Genomic DNA, 14,340 nt, shown 5'->3' on the forward strand with positions numbered 1-14,340 from the left:
CTGTCACGGCGCCTTGATCGAGACGCTGCGGCCCCAGCCGGAGTAGTTCGTGCGGAAGACCTGCCGGGCCCTGGCGCCGCTGCGCGGGGTCACCGTCACCTGCAGGCTGCGGGGCAGCAGGTCGGCCCCGACCCGGACCGAGAAGGCGACCCGGGCGCCCGCCCCGAACGGCGCGTACAGACGCCCGACCGTGCCATCGCGGACCAGGTCGGCCAGTGCGGCGGTGCCGGTGTAGGTCGAGCCCGACCGCCTGATCTCCGGGGACGACCGGACCAGCGCCAGGATGTTGTGCACTGACGCGCCCCAGCGGGCCTGCGCGGCCATGGAGGCGTAGACGCGCGTGGCGTCGGCCCGGCCCGCCCGCGGCACCGCGGGTACCTCCCGCCAGCCGCGGAAGGCGACGTAGGTGGTCTCGTCGATCAGCACGGCGCGGACCCTGCGGGCGTACGGATCGCGCCGGACCGGCGACCACACGGTCATGTCCGAGGCCATGGGCCCGGCGAGGGTGAACGAGAAGACGCCGCGGGCGGCGGTGGCGTTGCCGCAACAGGCGTCGCGGCGGTGGGCGAAGTTGGCGGCCCCCCTGCCCGCCGCAGCGTTGCCGATCGCGTCGGCCAGCGCGGCGGGCGTCTGGGGGAGCCCCGTGGCCGTGGGCGTCGGCGTCGCGGTCGGCGCGGGGGTGCCGTTCGCGGCCGGTGCCGCCGTGTCGTCGGAACGTGCCCGCAGGCCCACGAAGGCCGCGATGGCGAGGATCACCGCGAGGGCCAGCGCGACGGTGGCGAGCAGCGGTCCGCGGCGGCGGCGGCGCCCGGCGCGGGGGCTAGCCACCGGGCCGTTGTCCCGCGGCGGGGGCTTGGGTGCGTACGGCGTGGCGGCGGTGGCGGCGGCCAGTTCGGCCAGCCGGTGGCGGCCCTGCGCCTCCCAGGTGGCGCCGTACGCCGCCGTGGCCGCCTCGTCCAGCGCGGTGAGAAGGCTCGCCGCCGACGATGGGCGGTCGCCGGGATGCTTGGCCAGCCCGGCCGAGACGAGCGCGCGCAGCGGCTCTGGCAGTGCCTGCACGGGTACCTGTTCGTTCCGGTGCGCCTTCGCCAGCGACGAGAGGTTCTTCGTGGCGAACGGCGGCAGGCCGGTAAGGCACTCCACGAACACGGCGGTCGCGGCGTAGAGGTCGGCGGCCGGCCCGGGCAGAGCGCCGTCCCACAGCTCGGGAGCCCGGTAGGAGGCTCCGCGGGCGTCGGACCCGTCGCCCGTGGTGACCGCGACGTCGGCGAGCTTGCCGGTGCCGGAGCCGTCGATGAGGACGTTGGCGGGGCTGTACGCGCCGTGCGCGACCCTCGCCTCGTGCAGCGCCTCGAGCGCCATCAGCGACCCGCCGAAGATCACCAGCGCGGCCAGTGGCCCGGTCGGCCCCTGGGTGTCGAGGAGCCGGGCGAGGCTGACGCCCTCGACGAACTCCGTGATCACCGCAGCGCCCTGTGGCGACTCCACGTACTCGTAGAACTGGACTAGCCCTGGATCCTCCAGGCGCGCGAGCACCCGGGCGTCCGCGCGGAAGCGGTCCTGGAACCGCTCGTCCCGCCACAGCCGTTCGTCGAGGTATTTCACCACTACCGGTGTCCGGGTGAGGTCGTCCATCGCCTGGACGACTCGGCCCGAGTGGCCGGCGCCCAGCTCCCGCACATGCGTGAAGCCCGGTACCGCCCAGATGTCCGTCACGTTGTACCCCTCCGAGTCAATAGCCCCTTTGGTGGGATATCGGCTGCTGGTGGGAGCGGTCAAGGGGCTTGACCGGATCGGAATCGAGGGCTGAGAGACTGGCGCCGTGACTTCGAGCGACCGATCTCAGCAACTCTTCGAACGGGCCACCTCCATCGTGCCAGGCGGCGTCAATTCGCCTGTGCGCGCCTTCGGCGCGGTCGGTGGCACGCCACCCTTCATGATCTCGGGAAACGGCCCCTTTCTGACCGACGCCGACGGCAACGAGTACGTCGATCTGATCTGCTCGTGGGGGCCGATGATCCTCGGTCATGCCCACCCCGCCGTCGTCTCCGCGGTACGGGAGGCGGCCGGGCGCGGCACGTCGTACGGCGCGCCCACACCGGGCGAGGTGGAACTGGCCGAGGAGATCGTGGCACGGACCCCGGTCGACAAGGTGCGGCTGGTGAACTCGGGCACCGAGGCCACCATGTCGGCGATCCGGCTGGCCCGCGGATTCACCGGCCGGTCCAAGATCGTGAAGTTCGCCGGGTGCTACCACGGCCACGTCGACTCGTTGCTGGCGGCCGCGGGCAGCGGCGTCGCGACGCTCGCGCTGCCCGACACTCCGGGGGTGACCGGGGCCACCACCGCCGACACGATCGTGCTGCCGTACAACAGCGCGGCCGCCGCCGAGGCGGCGTTCGCCGAGTTCGGCCGCGAGATCGCCTGTGTCGTCACGGAGGCGTGCCCGGCGAACATGGGGGTCGTGCCCCCGGCCGAGGGCTTCAACGCGCTGCTGAAGTCGCTGTGCGAGCGCGAGGGCGCGCTGCTGATCCTGGACGAGGTGCTCACCGGATTCCGGGTCACGGCCTCTGGGTGGTACGGCAGGGAGGGGATCGCCGGCGACCTGATGACCTTCGGCAAGGTGATGGGCGGTGGCCTGCCCGCCGCGGCGTTCGGCGGCCGGGCCGAGGTCATGGACCTGCTCGCCCCCTCGGGCCCGGTCTACCAGGCCGGCACGCTGTCGGGGAATCCCCTCGCCACGGCCGCGGGCCTGGCCACGCTCCGCAACGCCACCGACGACGTCTATGCCCGGCTGGACCGGGCGGCGTCGCTCGTGGCGGGATGGGCCACCGAGGCGCTGGCGAAGGAGGGCGTGCCGCATCGCCTGCAGACCGCGGGCAACCTCTTCTCGATCTTCTTCGGTCCCGGCGAGGTGCGCGACTTCGACGCCGCGCGGAGGCAGAGCACCGAGGCCTACGCCGCCTTCTTCCACGCGGCGCTCGAGCGAGGGGTGTATCTGCCGCCCTCGTCGTTCGAGGCGTGGTTCCTGTCCGCGGCCCACGACGACGCCGCGCTGGACCGCATCGCCGAAGCGCTCCCGTACGCAGCCCGCGCCGCGGCGGAGGTCTGAGCCACGTTGAGTCGTGGCGTGTCGGGGCAGACGAGGGCGTCCAGGCACCGACACGCCACGACTCAACGAAAGGGTCAGGCCCTCGATCACTGACCCATGATTTAGGACTAGGTAGTAATTTTCCATATGTCGATTTAGTATCGCTTCATGCTCGACCTCGACCGGCTCCGCGCCCTTCACGCGATCGCCTCGTACGGCTCGGTGAGCGCCGCCGCCGACGTACTGCACGTCACCACCTCGGCCGTCTCGCAACAGGTCGCGAAACTGGAACGTGAGACCGGGCAGAAGCTGCTCGAGCGCAACGGCCGAGGCGTGCGGCTGACCGACGCCGCCGAACTGCTCGTCGGGCACGCCGAACGCATCCTGTCGCTCGTCGAGATCGCGCAGGCCGATCTCGAGGCGCACCGCGGCGCGGTCGTGGGCGAGCTGGACCTCGGCGCCTTCCCCACCTCCGCGCGCGGGCTCGTGCCGCAGGCCATCCTCAGACTGCGGTCCGAGCATCCCCAGCTGCGCGTGCTGCTGCACGAGTACGACCCGCTGGAGAGCCTGTCCATGGTCGCCCGCGGCGATCTCGATCTGGCGGTCCTGCAGGACTGGAACAACCAGCCGCTCGTCATACCCGAGGGAATGCGCAAGGGCACGATCTGCGACGACATCGCCGACGTGGCGCTGCCCGCGGATCACCCGCTGGCCGACCGCGAGTCGATCGAGCTGAAAGAGCTCGCCGGTGACCCGTGGATCAGTTCGACGGAGGGCACGGTCTGCTTGGGCTGGCTGACCCACACGCTCCGGGCCATCGACAGCGAACCGCGCATCGAGCACAAGGCCTACGAGTACGCCACCCAGCTCGCCCTCGTCGGAGCCGGGCTGGGCGCCTCGATGCTGCCCCGGATGGGGCGCTGCGACCTACCGCCCGGCGTGCGGGTCGTGGCACTGCGCCCTCTGCTCACCCGCCGCGTCTACGCGATCTGGCGGGAAGAGGCGGCCCGCCGCCCCGGCATCCGGGCCGTCGTTGAGGCGCTGCGGGCCGTCGCCCCGCCCGCGCCGCCGGAGCTGACCGCCGACGCCTGACGACCTGCTGATGACCTGGTGACGAGCGGCGCCATGCCGGGTCCGCAGGGCAGCGGCCTCGCCGGGCGGGGGCGCGGGTAGTCTTGTCGCGCCATGAGTGAGAAGACCATCGTCCACCTGCTGCGTCACGGCGAGGTGCACAATCCCGAGGGCATCCTCTACGGTCGCCTGCCGGGCTACCACCTCAGCGAGGACGGCGTTCTCATGGCGAAGGCCGCGGCCAAGTGGTTCGCCGGTCGCGACGTGGCGGCCCTGTTCTCCTCGCCGATGGAGCGGGCTCGCGAGACCAGCGAGCCGCTCTCCGAGACCTTCGGCCTGCCGGTGACCGTCGAGGACCGGCTGACCGAGGCGGCCAACCGGTTCGAGGGCATGACCTTCGGAGTCGGTAAGGGATCCTTGCGCCGCCCGGCCAACTGGCCGTCCCTGTACAACCCCTTCCGCCCGTCGTGGGGCGAGTCGTACGAGGAGATCGCGTCGCGCATGCTCGAGGCCGCGGCCGGCGCCCGCGACGCGGCCAGGGGGCACGAGGCCATCTGCGTGAGCCACCAGCTGCCGATCTGGATCGCCCGGCGGCGGGCCGAGCAGCGCAAGCTGTGGCACCACCCGACCCGGCGCCAGTGCCAGCTCGCCAGCGTCACCAGTTTCGTGTACGAGGGGACCCGCCTGGTGGCGGTCTCGTACGCCGAACCGGCCGCCGCGCTGATTCGCCGACCCAGTGTGCCGGGTGCCTGACGTAGCCTGCACAATAGAGCCGATTACTACGTCTTGTAGTGGAGAGTGCGTTGAACGCCCGACCCCTGCCCGCTCGAGCCCTGGCCGGTGCCCTCGCGGCCACCGTGCTGCTCTCCGGCTGCGCCGGCACCCAGGCGTCGTCCGGTCCGGCGGGCAGCGACTCCCGCTACGTGGCCGGCGACGGCGCCGCGCAAGTGATCAGGCCCGCCGACCGCAGGGCGGGGCCGAGGGCCGAGGGCACCACGCTCGACGATCAGCCGTTCCGGCTCGCCGACCTCCAGGGCAAGGTCGTGGTGCTCAACTTCTGGGCCTCGTGGTGCGCCCCGTGCCGGGCCGAGGCGCCCGCGCTCGAGAAGATCTACGCCGACCAGAAGGCCGCCGGAGTCGAGTTCGTGGGCGTCGACATCAAGGATGGCAAGACGCCGGCGAAGGCGTTCATCCGGAGCTTCAAGGTCGGCTATCCGAGCGTCTTCGACCCGGACGGCCGGTTCACGCTGGCCTTCCGCGACGTCCCGCCCAACGCCGTCCCGAGCACGCTCGTGCTCGACCGTAAGGGCCGGGTGGCGGTGCGGATCGTCGGTCCCACGACCTATTCGAGACTGACCCCACTGGTGACCCAGGTCGCCGCGGAGAAGTAGTGCTGATGCTGCCGAGCGGAGCGAGGCCATGAGCGCGAGGGGCGCGGCGGTGGCTGGACTGAGGAGGGGACGAGTGCGAGGGACGAGCGCTCGTGCCCGACGAGGGAAGCCGCAGCCTCCAAGGCGCCCCGAGCCGCCGAGCGGAGCGAGGCCATGAGCGCGGCCACGGGGGTCACCGACACCGTCACCAGCGGATCGCTCCTGGTGGCGGTGCCGATCGCCGCACTCGCCGGGCTCGTCTCGTTCCTCTCGCCGTGCGTGCTGCCGCTGGTCCCCGGCTACCTCTCGTACGTCACCGGCCTGTCCGGCGCCGACCTGGCCCGGCAGCGGCGCGGCCGGCTGCTCGCCGGATCGGTCCTGTTCATCGCCGGCTTCACCGTGGTGTTCGTGAGCGCCGGGCTGGCGTTCGGCGGGCTGGGCCGATGGCTGCTGGAGTACGCCGACCCGATCACCCGGGTGCTCGGCCTGATCACCATCGTCTTCGGGCTCGCGTTCATGGGCCTGCTCCCCGGCCTCCAGCGGACGGTGACGTCCAGCCGGCTGCCCACCGCAGGCCTGCTCGGCGCGCCCCTTCTCGGCGTGCTGTTCGGCCTCGGCTGGACGCCCTGCATCGGGCCCACGCTGGCCGCGGTGCAGTCGCTGGCGTTCACCGAGGCGAGCGCTGAGCGCGGCGCGGTGCTATCGCTGGCCTACTCGCTCGGGCTCGGGCTGCCGTTCGTCGGCACGGCGGTCGCCTACCGCAGGGCACTGGGCGCCTTCGGCGTGATCAAGCGGAACTACCGGGTCGTCATGCGCGTCGGCGGCGGCATGCTCGTCGCGATCGGCGTTCTCCTGGTGACCGGCCTCTGGGGCGAGGTGATGATCTCGCTCAAGGGCTGGATCGGCGGATTCGAGACGGTGATCTGATGGGACCCCTCGGCTGGCTGCGCTGGGGCTGGCGCCAGCTCACCTCCATGCGCACCGCGCTCATCCTGTTGTTCCTGGTGGCGGTGGCGTCCATTCCGGGGTCGATCCTGCCGCAGCGGGGCATACAGCCGGAGAAGGTCGCCCAGTACTACCAGGACAACGCGACCCGCGCGCGCTGGCTCGACCGGTTCTCGCTCTTCGACGTCTTCGCCGCGCCCTGGTTCGCCGCGATCTACATCCTGCTGTTCATCTCGCTCGCCGGGTGCGTGATCCCGCGGCTGTGGAAGCACTACCGGGCCATGCGGGCCCGCCCGCCGGCGGCGCCGCGCCACCTCACCCGGCTTCCGCAGTCGGCGACGTACGAGACCGACGCCACCCCGCAGGAGGCGCTCGACCGGGCCCGCGAGCTGCTGCGCGGGCGGCGGTTCCGAGTCGATGCCGGCGAGGGGTCGGTCGCCGCGGAGAAGGGCCACCTCGGTGAGACCGGCAACCTGATCTTCCATCTGGCCCTGCTGGTGCTGCTGTTCGCGGTCGGGGTCGGCGCGGCCTTCGGTTATCGGGGCAATGTCCTGCTCACCGAGGGCACCGGCTTCTCGAACACGCTCACGAGCTACGACGCGTTCAAGCCCGGCCGGGAGTTCACCCCGGGCCGGCTGGCGCCGTTCTCCATGACACTCGACGACTTCCAGGCCACCTACGTCACTCAGGGGCCCCAGCGCGGCCAGCCCGTTGAGTTCCTGGGCAAGGTGCGCTACCGCACCACGCCGTCGTCGCCGGAGCGGCCCTACGACCTGCGCGTCAACCACCCGCTGGAGGTCGGCGGCGCCAAGGTCTACCTGCTGGGGCGCGGCTACGCGCCGACCTTCACCGTGCGCGACGGCAAGGGACAGATCGCCTTCGAGGGGGCGGTGCCGTTCCTGCCGATGGAGCAGCGGACGTTCACCTCCGAGGGCGTCATCAAGGTGCCGGACGCGCAGCCGAAGCAGCTCGGCTTCATCGGGGTCTTCTGGCCGACCGCGGTGGCCGACGCGCAGGGTAAGGCGATGTCGGCCTTCCCGGGCGCGGCCAACCCGATGGTCGCCCTCCAGGCCTTCGCCGGAGACCTCGGCCTCGACTCGGGCACGCCCCAGTCGGTCTACAAGCTGGAGGGCATCCCCGACCGGCTCAAGCCGATGAAGAACGAGGTCAAGCCGCTCAGGGTGGGCGAGACGCTGACCCTGCCCGACGGCGCGGGCTCGATCACCTTCACCGGCCACAAGGAATGGATCAGCCTCGCCGTCAACGACGACCCGGGCCGGCTGCCCGCGCTCGCCGCGGCGGTGATCGCGATCCTCGGTATCGCCACCTCCTTCCTGGTGCGCCGCCGCCGCGTATGGGTCCGTGCGCGGGCCGTGGAGGGTGGGCATACGGTGGTCGAGGTCGGTGGCCTGACACTCGGGAACCCGACGGCCGAGTTCGACGAGATCGTTGAGCGGCTCCGCGAAGACGCGGCCGCCCGGTCGCGATCATCGGGCGGCGAGGCCGTCCCCGCCGGCACGGCCCCAGAGAAGACGAAGGAGTGACGAGCATGGTCGACACTGAGCTCGCTAACCTGAGCAACCAGCTCATGCTGGGCGCCGTGCTCATGTACGTCGTCGCAATGTTCGGTTATGCGGCCGACCTCGCCTTCGGGCACCGGCGAAGAGCGGCCGCCGAACAGGCACCGGCCAAGGCGAAGGTCCTCGTCGGCGCGGGCGGATCCGAGCCGGAAGCCGTGACCCCCGGCGGTGCGGCGGACACCGGTGACGACGAAGCCTCCCTCAGGCGCGAGGTCGACTGGCGCCGGTTCGGCGTCCTGCTCAGCGTCCTCGGCTGGGGCCTGCACCTCGGTGCGCTCGTCACCCGCGGCGTGGCGGCGGAGCGCTGGCCCTGGGGCAACATGTACGAGTTCATGGTCGCCATCACGTTCGCCGCCGTGACCGCCTACCTCGTGCTGCTCTTCCGCCAGCGGATCGAGTTCCTCGGCGCCTTCGTCATGCTCTTCGCCGTGGTCTCGCTCGGCATCGCCACGCTCTGGCTCTACACCGACGTCGGCCCGCTGGTGCCCGCGCTGAAGTCGTACTGGATCGCCATCCACGTGACCGCCGCGATCATCGCGACCGGTGCCTTCACGGTCGCTGGGCTCTCGACCATCCTCTATCTCGTGACCTCGCGCGGCGTGACCGGAAACGGCCGGTTGCCCGCGCCCGAGACGCTCGACCGCCTCGCCCACCGCGTGACCATGTTCTCGTTCCCGATCTGGACGTTCGCCATCATCGCGGGTGCGATCTGGGCCGACGAGGCATGGGGTCGCTACTGGAACTGGGACCCCAAGGAGATCTGGTCGTTCGTCACCTGGGTCGTCTACGCGGGCTACCTGCACGCACGCGCCACTGCGGGCTGGAAGGGCCGCAAGGCCGCGATCGTCTCACTCGTCGCCTACGGCTGCCTGCTGTTCAACTTCTTCGGCGTCAACTACATGTTCTCGGGCCTGCACAGCTACGCGTGACATTTGCCGCGCCTCCGGCGCGCCCGCTCGCGCCCGCTCGCGGGCGCTTCAGCAGGTCTGATAAATGGGGCCCGTAGGTGCCAGGGCTCTGAAGAGGCCGCGAGGGGCGCCGCGCTGTCTGGACTGAGGAGCGAGCGAGTGCGAGGAACGAGCGCTCGGGAGCGACGAGGGAAGACAGCGCGTCAAGAGCGCCCCGAGCCGCCGAGCGGAGCGAGGCAGTTAAACACCGTCGTCGCCGTGGATGTGACGGTCGAGGTTGCGGAGGAAGTCGGGGTCGTCGTCCGGGCCGCGGGGGAGGTCGTGCTGATCGGGGCTCGGGGGGGAGCCGGCCCAGGCCTCGGTGACCTGCTTGGGGCGGCCGAAGAGCGTCCAGAGGAGGGCGCCGATCCAGAACCCGAGTAGAACGATCAAGAACCAGCCGAACTTGGGCAGGAGCCGCACGGCCGCCTCATCCGTGGTCAGCACGTCGAACAGGCAGAAGAGCCAGACACCGAGTGCGATCAGGGCGAGGAGGACATAGAACATGCCCGCAGCGTAACCCCTTCTTGATGAGGATGACGTCAAGTCAGGTTCGGCCTTACCCTGCCAGAAGCGACAGCGTGGACAGGGGAGTGCGATGCGATATTGGGGCACACACCGCAAGTCCCGAGATGCACGAGACGCGGCGTTCGCCGCGTCTCCCACCGAGCACAAATCGGATCACAAACCCGAGCACAGGGCCACGAGGCCACGGCGCACCCAGCCCCGCGACGCGCTCGGCCGCTTCCGCAAGGCCGGCCGCGATGACAGGTACGCGGTCGAGACGGTGGAGCGCCGCCCGACCTGGCGCGACTTCGAACTACGCGACGAGCCGGCCCGCACCCGCCCACACCCGCCGGACGCCCCGGTACGGCCGGACGGCCGCCGGCACTGTGGCTCGCTGGAGAGCATCATCTACCGGCAGTGGGACGCTCGTGAGGACATGCCGTCACCCGACGTGGTCCGGGCCATCGACAGCCTGGCGTCGCTGCCGGAGCCGCTGAAGGAGAAGCTGGTCGAGGGGGTCGACGGCATCTACGTCGGACCCGGCGGGGTACCCGACCTTGACGACATGGCCCACCTCAAGGGGCGTCCGCTGCCGTCGGGCCGGGCCACCTGGGACATCTGCGCCGGCGCGTACGGCGACCGCAAGATCATCGTTGGTGATCAGCCGTCGCCCACCCCGGACGTCATGATGCACGAGGTCGGGCACGCCTTGGACGATATCGACGGGGGCGAGACAGGCTGGCAGTCCGACAGCGCCGAGTTCCGAGCGCTGTACGCCGAGTGCCTTCCGCACCTGGCCAGCGATTTCCATCTGCAGCCGAACGACCTGGGGCGCCGGGAGTTCTTCGCGGACGCGTTCGCGGCGATCGGCGCGCAGCAGCGCCCGGCTCTGGTGGACATGCTGGGCGGCAACATCCGGACGGCGCTCAACGTGATGCTCTTCTTCAACCGCCGGTACGGAATGTAGGTGACCCCAGCATGTATGTGATAAGGCTCCCCAACGGGAACCTGCGGGTGCCCCATAGCGCCGTTCTGGAACGGGGGGCGGGTGACGAGGCCGGGCAGGTCATCGGCCAGGCGTATGTGGAAATCGGTCCCGATGACCCGGACTACGAGCGGCTCGCCGGGCAGGCGCTCACCGTGGAAGAACTGGAGCACAGGCGGCGTCAGTGGCGGGATGGCGACGAGGCGCTGCTCCAACAGTTCGAGGAGTGGAAGGCCCAGCGGAATGACGACTGATGTCGTCTGGTCCGCAAGTGCTGCGCGAGGGGGGTTCTGCGCGAGGCGGACCCAGACGACTCAGCGACTCAGGTGCTCCGCGACCGGCTCTTCGCCGCGCAGTAGTGCGTGCACTTCGGACTCCCGGAAACGCCGGTGCCCGCCCGGAGTGCGTATGCTGCTGATCCGGCCGGCTGCGGCCCATCGGGTCACGGTCTTAGGGTCGACCCGGAAGAGCGCAGCCACCTCTCCGGGGGTCAGCAGGCGCTCGCTCGTGCTTTCCACGTTTCTCTCCCCCTTTGTCCCGCTCTCGGTGCGGGTGGACTGTTTCTAAGTGTGCCGGGTCAAGACCGATTTCTCCCTTGTTTTCGGAAAACATCACGGTGTGTAGTTGCGTGACCAGGAGAAATAACTCGAAGTAAATATGGTATATCGCTCAGAGGACACGATGATCTCCGTGTACCCGCCGTGTAACCGTTGGGACAACCAGTTACCGGCGAGTTGTGGACGACCGCTTAGGCTTCGGTGTCTGAGCAAGTGACCGTAGCGGAGATTGCGGACGCACCATGCCGATTGGGCGTTGTCGCTGTGGAAGCGTCGTCGAGTCGTCCGGTCGGTTCGCCTCGCAGGCACTCGTCGATTCCCGGGGCGGGTGCCGTTCCATCCCGCGCCCGGCATAACCTGAAGGTGTCATGCGATCCGTACTCGCCTATTCCGCCGCTCGGGCGGTCCTCTTCCTCGTGACCGCGGGGGTCCTCTACCTCCTCGGGGCGCGCGGCCTGCTCCTGCTCGCACTGGCCGTGCTGGTCAGCGGGCTGGTCAGCTTCGTCCTGCTGGCACGCCGGCGCGACGCCATGTCGGCCGTGGTGTCGGAGAACATCCGTGACAAGCGCCGCAGATTCGAAGAGGCGAGATCCCGCGAGGACGGGCCTGAGTGATCCCGGCGGACGGCCGCCCGCCTAGGCTGGCGGCATGACCCGCGCTTCCCTCGACAAGCAGCCCTCCGACGTCGCGGCGATGTTCGACCGCACCGCAGAGCGCTACGACCTGCTCAACAGCCTGATGACGGCCGGGCAGGACCGTCGGTGGCGGGGACTCGTCCGCAAGGCCGTCGACGCTCGCCCCGGCGAGCTGATCCTCGACCTGGCCGGCGGTACCGGCACCTCGTCGGTGCCCTTCGTGGCCGCCGGCGCCCGCTGCGTCACGTGCGACTTCTCGCTCGGCATGCTGCGCGTCGGCGCCCGCAGGAACAGCGCCGTCCGGTCCACCGGGCGGCTCGGCTTCGTCGCCGGCGACGCGCTGCGCCTGCCGTTCGCCGATGACTCCTTCGACGCCGTGACGATCTCTTTCGGTCTGCGCAACGTCGCCGACACAGGTCAGGCCCTGCGCGAGATGCTGCGGGTCACCCGGCCGGGTGGACGGCTGGTGGTCTGCGAGGTCAGCCGTCCGCCGAACGCGCTGCTCGCATTCGGCCACCGGCTGCACCTGAAGTACGGCCTGCCGCTGCTGGCGAAGGCCAGTTCCAACCCCGACTCCTACACCTATCTGGCCGAGTCGACGCTGGCCTGGCCGAACCAGGCCGCGCTGGCGGGGCGGCTGCGCGAGGAGGGCTGGGACGCGGTGCGCTGGCGCAATCTGTCCCTCGGCGTCGTGGCCCTTCACCATGGCCGCAAACCGGCTCAGTGATCACACGTAGCTCGGTGATTCACAGCGTGATCGCGTAGTAAGGACTCGCGTACGCGTCACGGCGCAGGCAGGAGTAGGCTCCATAACAAAGTATTTGTGAAGCCCTTCACAAGCGAACGAGCGGAACAAGAGGACGAAAGTGACGGACTCCGCCCGAGAAGCCGACGTCATCGTCGTGGGGGCCGGCCCTGCAGGGTCGACGACGGCCTACTACCTCGCCCAAGCGGGCCTGGACGTGCTGCTGCTGGAGAAGACCGCGTTCCCGCGGGAGAAGGTCTGCGGCGACGGCCTGACGCCGCGTGCCGTCAAGTCCCTCATCGGCATGGGCGTCGACATCGACGCCCCCGGATGGATCCGGAACAAGGGGCTGCGCATCTACGGCGGCGGGGTGCGCCTCGAACTGCCGTGGCCGGAGCTCGCGAACTACCCCGACTTCGGGCTCGTGCGCACTCGCATCGACTTCGACGAGATCCTCGCCGACCGCGCGGTCAAGGCCGGGGCCCGCCTGCACCAGCGCACCAACGTCACCGAGCCGGTCGTCGACGAGCGCACCGGCCGGATCAAGGGCGTGATCGCCAAGCAGAACGGCGAAGAGGTCACCTTCTCGGCGCCGCTCGTGGTCGCCGCCGACGGCAACTCCTCACGCCTCTCGCTCGCCATGGGCCTGCGCAAGCGCGAGGATCGGCCGATCGGCGTCGCGGTGCGCCGTTACTACGAGAGCCCGCGGCACGACGACGACTATCTCGAGTCGTGGCTGGAGCTGTGGGATAGGGACGACAAGGGCGACGCCCGGCTCCTGCCCGGCTACGGCTGGGTCTTCGGGGTCGGCGACGGTACCTCCAACATCGGCCTGGGCCTTCTGAACACCAGCAAGGGCTTCGGTAACACCGACTACCGGGCGATGCTGAAGAGCTGGGTGGCCGGCATGCCCGAGGAGTGGGGCTTCGCCGAGGAGAACGCCACCGGGCCGATCCGCGGGGCGGCGCTGCCGATGGGCTTCAACCGGCAGCCGCACTACACGCGGGGCCTGCTGCTGGTGGGCGACTCCGGCGGCATGATCAACCCGTTCAACGGCGAGGGCATCGCCTATGCCATGGAGTCCGGCGAGTACGCCGCCGATGTGATCGTCCAGGCGCTGGCGCGGCCCACCCCCGCGCAGCGGGAGCGTGCCCTGTACGACTATCCGAGGGTGCTCAAGGAGGCGTACGGCGGTTACTACACGGTGGGCCGGTTGTTCGTGAAGGCGATCGGCGACCCGCGGGTCATGAAGTTCGCGACCACGCACGGCCTGCCGCACCCGACGCTGATGCGGTTCACCCTGAAGCTGCTCGCCAACCTGACGGACCCGCGGGGCGGCGACGCGATGGACCGGATCATCAACGCCATGTCCAAGCTCGCTCCGGCGGCATGACCCCCCGAGGAACGAAGGAATGATCAGCCTGCCTAGGATGGGAATCCCGGCTGTGACCTCGGCCTTGTCCTGGGCCGTGACTTCGGCCGGGGTCGGTCGCCCATGCGTCGTTTCCAGGGCCGTGCTCACCGAGAAGGGGGTGTAGGAACCCGTGGATCTCTATGTGCCGATCGTCGTGCTCGGCGTGCTCGCGTTCGGCTTCGCCGCCGTCTCGGTGGTCATGGGCTCGTTCACCGGTCCGAAGCGCTGGAACCGGGCCAAGCTCGACGCCTACGAATGCGGCATCGAGCCGACGCCGCAGCCGACCGGCGGCGGCCGGTTCCCGGTGAAGTACTACCTCACGGCGATGCTGTTCATCGTCTTCGACATCGAGATCATCTTTCTCTACCCGTGGGCCGTGGCCTTCAACAGCCTGGGGTTGTTCGGTCTCGTGGAAATGGTGATGTTCATCGCCACCGTCCTGGTCGCGTACGCCTATGTCTGGCGGCGTGGCGGTCTGGAGTGGGACTGAGAT

General features: G+C 70.2%; 16 protein-coding genes. 13 read left to right on the forward strand and 3 right to left on the reverse strand.

Going from position 1 to position 14,340, the window contains the following annotated elements:
- Positions 1-3 precede the first annotated feature (3 nt).
- On the reverse strand, positions 4-1,716 hold the full coding sequence (locus HKK74_RS26490) for a serine/threonine-protein kinase (protein ID WP_187246065.1): 1,713 nt from the start codon (positions 1,714-1,716) through the stop codon (positions 4-6).
- Between the two features lie 106 nt (positions 1,717-1,822).
- Between HKK74_RS26490 and hemL the strand changes: the two genes are divergently transcribed.
- The 7 genes from hemL to ccsB all read left to right on the forward strand — a co-directional run bounded on the left by hemL (position 1,823) and on the right by ccsB (position 8,986).
- A complete protein-coding gene (gene hemL, locus HKK74_RS26495; RefSeq protein WP_187246066.1) occupies positions 1,823-3,112 on the forward strand; it encodes a glutamate-1-semialdehyde 2,1-aminomutase in 1,290 nt (429 codons plus the stop codon).
- Between the two features lie 147 nt (positions 3,113-3,259).
- Positions 3,260-4,183, forward strand: a complete 924-nt coding sequence (locus tag HKK74_RS26500) for a LysR family transcriptional regulator (RefSeq protein WP_187246067.1) — start codon at positions 3,260-3,262, stop codon at positions 4,181-4,183.
- Between the two features lie 93 nt (positions 4,184-4,276).
- The gene (locus HKK74_RS26505; RefSeq protein WP_187246068.1) at positions 4,277-4,915 is read left to right on the forward strand and encodes a histidine phosphatase family protein; all 639 of its coding nucleotides are present in this window, start codon (positions 4,277-4,279) and stop codon (positions 4,913-4,915) included.
- 50 nt (positions 4,916-4,965) lie between these two features.
- Positions 4,966-5,553 carry a TlpA family protein disulfide reductase gene (locus HKK74_RS26510; RefSeq protein ID WP_187246069.1) on the forward strand — a complete coding sequence of 196 codons (588 nt, stop codon included), beginning with the start codon at positions 4,966-4,968 and terminating at the stop codon, positions 5,551-5,553.
- Positions 5,554-5,706: 153 nt separating this feature from the next.
- Complete coding sequence (locus tag HKK74_RS26515; RefSeq protein ID WP_187246070.1) at positions 5,707-6,459, forward strand: cytochrome c biogenesis CcdA family protein; 753 nt, start codon at positions 5,707-5,709, stop codon at positions 6,457-6,459.
- Positions 6,459-8,021 carry a cytochrome c biogenesis protein ResB gene (resB, locus tag HKK74_RS26520; protein WP_187246071.1) on the forward strand — a complete coding sequence of 521 codons (1,563 nt, stop codon included), beginning with the start codon at positions 6,459-6,461 and terminating at the stop codon, positions 8,019-8,021. Before HKK74_RS26515 ends, resB begins: the two co-directional genes overlap by 1 nt.
- A gap of 5 nt (positions 8,022-8,026) precedes the next feature.
- Positions 8,027-8,986: a c-type cytochrome biogenesis protein CcsB gene (gene ccsB / locus HKK74_RS26525; RefSeq protein ID WP_187246072.1), complete on the forward strand. Its 960-nt coding sequence runs from the start codon at positions 8,027-8,029 to the stop codon at positions 8,984-8,986.
- 219 nt (positions 8,987-9,205) lie between these two features.
- Here the strand turns inward: ccsB and HKK74_RS26530 are convergent, their stop codons facing one another.
- Entirely contained in the window at positions 9,206-9,511 is a 306-nt protein-coding gene (locus HKK74_RS26530; protein WP_187246073.1) for a PLD nuclease N-terminal domain-containing protein, read from the reverse strand.
- 91 nt (positions 9,512-9,602) lie between these two features.
- Between HKK74_RS26530 and HKK74_RS26535 the strand changes: the two genes are divergently transcribed.
- Together HKK74_RS26535 and HKK74_RS26540 are read left to right on the forward strand one after the other, a co-directional pair.
- On the forward strand, positions 9,603-10,478 hold the full coding sequence (locus HKK74_RS26535) for a hypothetical protein (protein WP_187246074.1): 876 nt from the start codon (positions 9,603-9,605) through the stop codon (positions 10,476-10,478).
- An 11-nt stretch (positions 10,479-10,489) separates the two neighbouring features.
- Positions 10,490-10,750, forward strand: coding sequence for a hypothetical protein (locus tag HKK74_RS26540; protein WP_187246075.1), 261 nt, complete (start codon positions 10,490-10,492; stop codon positions 10,748-10,750).
- A gap of 60 nt (positions 10,751-10,810) precedes the next feature.
- Here HKK74_RS26540 and HKK74_RS26545 read toward each other — a convergent pair whose 3' ends face one another.
- The gene (locus HKK74_RS26545) at positions 10,811-11,014 is read right to left on the reverse strand and encodes a BldC family transcriptional regulator (protein ID WP_187246076.1); all 204 of its coding nucleotides are present in this window, start codon (positions 11,012-11,014) and stop codon (positions 10,811-10,813) included.
- 407 nt (positions 11,015-11,421) lie between these two features.
- Between HKK74_RS26545 and HKK74_RS26550 the strand changes: the two genes are divergently transcribed.
- The 4 genes from HKK74_RS26550 to HKK74_RS26565 all read left to right on the forward strand — a co-directional run bounded on the left by HKK74_RS26550 (position 11,422) and on the right by HKK74_RS26565 (position 14,337).
- Positions 11,422-11,667, forward strand: coding sequence for a DUF4229 domain-containing protein (locus tag HKK74_RS26550; RefSeq protein ID WP_187246077.1), 246 nt, complete (start codon positions 11,422-11,424; stop codon positions 11,665-11,667).
- 34 nt (positions 11,668-11,701) lie between these two features.
- Positions 11,702-12,415, forward strand: a complete 714-nt coding sequence (locus tag HKK74_RS26555) for a demethylmenaquinone methyltransferase (protein WP_187246078.1) — start codon at positions 11,702-11,704, stop codon at positions 12,413-12,415.
- A gap of 139 nt (positions 12,416-12,554) precedes the next feature.
- The gene (locus HKK74_RS26560; protein WP_187246079.1) at positions 12,555-13,826 is read left to right on the forward strand and encodes a geranylgeranyl reductase family protein; all 1,272 of its coding nucleotides are present in this window, start codon (positions 12,555-12,557) and stop codon (positions 13,824-13,826) included.
- Between the two features lie 151 nt (positions 13,827-13,977).
- On the forward strand, positions 13,978-14,337 hold the full coding sequence (locus tag HKK74_RS26565; protein ID WP_187246080.1) for an NADH-quinone oxidoreductase subunit A: 360 nt from the start codon (positions 13,978-13,980) through the stop codon (positions 14,335-14,337).
- Positions 14,338-14,340 lie beyond the last annotated feature (3 nt).

The organism is Actinomadura alba (assembly GCF_014323705.1).
Lineage (GTDB): Bacteria > Actinomycetota > Actinomycetes > Streptosporangiales > Streptosporangiaceae > Actinomadura_C > Actinomadura_C alba.

What these genes read in the sequence shown, in the direction of transcription:
- ccsB (WP_187246072.1), top strand. Translation starts at nt 8,027, where the DNA reads ATGGTCGACACTGAGCTCGCTAACCTGAGCAACCAGCTCATGCTGGGC.
- HKK74_RS26535 (WP_187246074.1), top strand. Translation starts at nt 9,603, where the DNA reads ATGCGATATTGGGGCACACACCGCAAGTCCCGAGATGCACGAGACGCG.
- HKK74_RS26505 (WP_187246068.1), top strand. Translation starts at nt 4,277, where the DNA reads ATGAGTGAGAAGACCATCGTCCACCTGCTGCGTCACGGCGAGGTGCAC.
- HKK74_RS26550 (WP_187246077.1), top strand. Translation starts at nt 11,422, where the DNA reads ATGCGATCCGTACTCGCCTATTCCGCCGCTCGGGCGGTCCTCTTCCTC.
- HKK74_RS26530 (WP_187246073.1), bottom strand. Translation starts at nt 9,511, where the DNA reads ATGTTCTATGTCCTCCTCGCCCTGATCGCACTCGGTGTCTGGCTCTTC.
- HKK74_RS26500 (WP_187246067.1), top strand. Translation starts at nt 3,260, where the DNA reads ATGCTCGACCTCGACCGGCTCCGCGCCCTTCACGCGATCGCCTCGTAC.
- HKK74_RS26555 (WP_187246078.1), top strand. Translation starts at nt 11,702, where the DNA reads ATGACCCGCGCTTCCCTCGACAAGCAGCCCTCCGACGTCGCGGCGATG.
- resB (WP_187246071.1), top strand. Translation starts at nt 6,459, where the DNA reads ATGGGACCCCTCGGCTGGCTGCGCTGGGGCTGGCGCCAGCTCACCTCC.
- HKK74_RS26515 (WP_187246070.1), top strand. Translation starts at nt 5,707, where the DNA reads ATGAGCGCGGCCACGGGGGTCACCGACACCGTCACCAGCGGATCGCTC.
- HKK74_RS26540 (WP_187246075.1), top strand. Translation starts at nt 10,490, where the DNA reads ATGTATGTGATAAGGCTCCCCAACGGGAACCTGCGGGTGCCCCATAGC.